The sequence below is a fragment of the Paenibacillus terrae genome (genome assembly GCF_000943545.1).
Classification (GTDB): Bacteria; Bacillota; Bacilli; order Paenibacillales; family Paenibacillaceae; genus Paenibacillus; species Paenibacillus terrae_A.
The window spans coordinates 1-2,409 of record NZ_JTHP01000153.1 but is presented as its reverse complement, the minus strand read 5'-3'; the positions used below and the strand labels follow the sequence as shown (position 1 = coordinate 2,409).

The following is a 2,409-nucleotide window of genomic DNA, read 5'->3' as shown; positions in this document are numbered from 1 at the left end:
TTGGAAATGCTTTGAGAACAACTTCCTTACCTGGACTCGAAAGAGCGAGGGGACAAGAGCATGGAAGTAAAGCAGAGGGTGATGGCAAGCTGTTAAATTATTGCTCTGCAAGTTCTGCGTAATATGGTTAAGGCTAAACTGCTTGAACTTCAATCACCAGTAATGGAACCGCACATTCAGGGATACGCAGCTTAAATACTCCCTGCCCCGATATACTCAAATACGAGTTTCGTTTGAGGAATTCCAAGATCGTGGGACGTTGAGTAATGAATTCAATCAAGGTGATAAGTGAAGAACCTAAGTTGCGCTAATGTTTCGGTCAGGAAGAACATGGGATTCTCTAAGGGGGGCGACTCCTACGAGAACGGAGTTTCCGTAGTACCCAATGTAGGTCTGTAATGGATACTGCACTGATGGATTGTAATGTGTGCCATTGACTCTTTCTTGGAGTAGGGGAAGGGAAACAGGTAATTATGATATCAATTCTTGGAGGTATGCGTAATGCAGACAGCTGAAAAAGTATTGAATATCATCAGCGATCGAGGAAAAAGGAACCTGCCGCTTGAAAGAGTATACCGAATGCTCTTTAATAAGGAACTCTATCTGATTGCGTATCACAATATCTACGCTAACACTGGTGCGTTAACTAAGGGAATAAATGATGACACCGTTGATGGTATGTCGTTAAAGAAGATCGATGATATCGTCGATAAACTCCAAACGGAAACGTACAGGTGGATACCAGTCAGACGAGTCTATATTCCAAAGAAAAACGGGAAGATGCGTCCGCTCGGTATGCCCTCGTGGTCGGATAAGCTTTTACAAGAGGTTATTCGACTTATCCTTGATGCCTACTATGATCCTCAATTCAGTGATAAATCACATGGGTTTCGCAAAAACCGTGGTTGCCAATCCGCTCTTGAGGCTATCCGTATTAATGATGGTTGGAAGAGCGTGAAATGGTTCATCGAGGGCGATATCAGTGACTGCTTCGGCAGCATTAATCATGATATTCTCACTCAGGTTATGGGTCAGAAAATTCATGATAATCGGTTTCTTCGGTTGATTTTGAACCTACTGAAAAGCGGATATATGGAGGATTGGCAATACCACGTTACTATGAGCGGCGCACCGCAAGGCGGTATACTTAGTCCTTTACTCTCGAACATCTATATGGATTGTTTAGACCAATACATTGAAACCACGCTTATACCGAAATTTACCGTTGGTGTTAAACGTGCCGAGAATAAAGAGTACGTCTCAGTTAAGAATTTAATTCGAAAGTTCCAACGGCAAAAGGATTGGTCTATGGTCAAACTCACCAGAAAGAAATTTCAAAAGATGCCTTCCAAGGACACCAAAGATCCTCAGTTCAAGAGACTATATTATGTCCGCTATGCTGATGATTGGTTAATTGGGATATCTGGAAGCAAGGAGGACGCAACTATGACAAAACACCATATTTGCGAATTCCTTGGCACCAATTTGAAATTAAATCTGAGTGAAGAAAAGACGTTGATCACCCACGCAAGGAATGAGAAAGCCAGATTCCTTGGGTATGATATTCATGTTTTGCACTCTGATGCTAAACATGATCATCGAGGTCAGCGTAATATCAATGGCTCAATTGGCCTAAATGTTCCTGATGAAAAAATCAAGAGCAAAGCGAGAGAATATATGTCGAAAGGCAGAGCTACACATCGGAAAGAACGAACGATTAACGATGATTTTGACATCATTAGTCAGTATCAATCCGAATTCCGTGGTTTCGCTCAATACTATCTTTTGGCATATAACGCACATAAACTTGCGAGTTTAAAGCGGACAATGGAACTTTCACTTGCTTACACACTGGCCAATAAGCACAAAACCACCGTCAACAAGATATTCGCCAAATACGGTAAATATCGAGAGACGAAGGACGGGAAATATAAAGTGCTATCGGTTATGGTTGAGCGAGAAGGAAAGAAGCCTTTGGAAGCTTACTTTGGAGGCATTAAGTTAGGTTATCAAAATGGAATTCGGATTGAGGATACATCACTGATTGGCAATATCTTTTTAAAGAGAAGCCAATTAGTGATGAGACTTCTCAATAATACTTGCGAACTCTGTGGTTCCAAGGAAAGTATTGAGATCCATCACATCCGAAAACTGAAGGACCTAATTCAAAGCGGTAGAAAAGAAAAGCCCGAATGGATGAAACGGATGATTGCAATGCATAGAAAAACACTTGCAGTATGTAGCGATTGTCATCAGTTAATTCATTCTGGTAAATATCATGGAAAGAAGATCTCTGATTGATAATTACTGGCGAGCGGAGTGCAAAGGAAACTTGCACGCTCCGTTCTGGGAGGGGTAGTTGGAAAAGTACCACCCGCGGGTGGTAACTCGCTGGCTACCTACTCTACC

Annotated in this window: 1 protein-coding gene; it reads left to right on the top strand. The window is 41.9% G+C overall.

The annotated features are described in order from the left end of the window. The first annotated feature begins 501 nt into the window (after positions 1-501). Positions 502-2,301, top strand: a complete 1,800-nt coding sequence (locus QD47_RS29315; protein WP_044649441.1) for a reverse transcriptase/maturase family protein — start codon at positions 502-504, stop codon at positions 2,299-2,301. Positions 2,302-2,409: the final 108 nt, after the last annotated feature.

Coding starts and splice junctions, on each gene's coding strand:
- QD47_RS29315 (WP_044649441.1), top strand. CDS start 502: ATGCAGACAGCTGAAAAAGTATTGAATATCATCAGCGATCGAGGAAAA.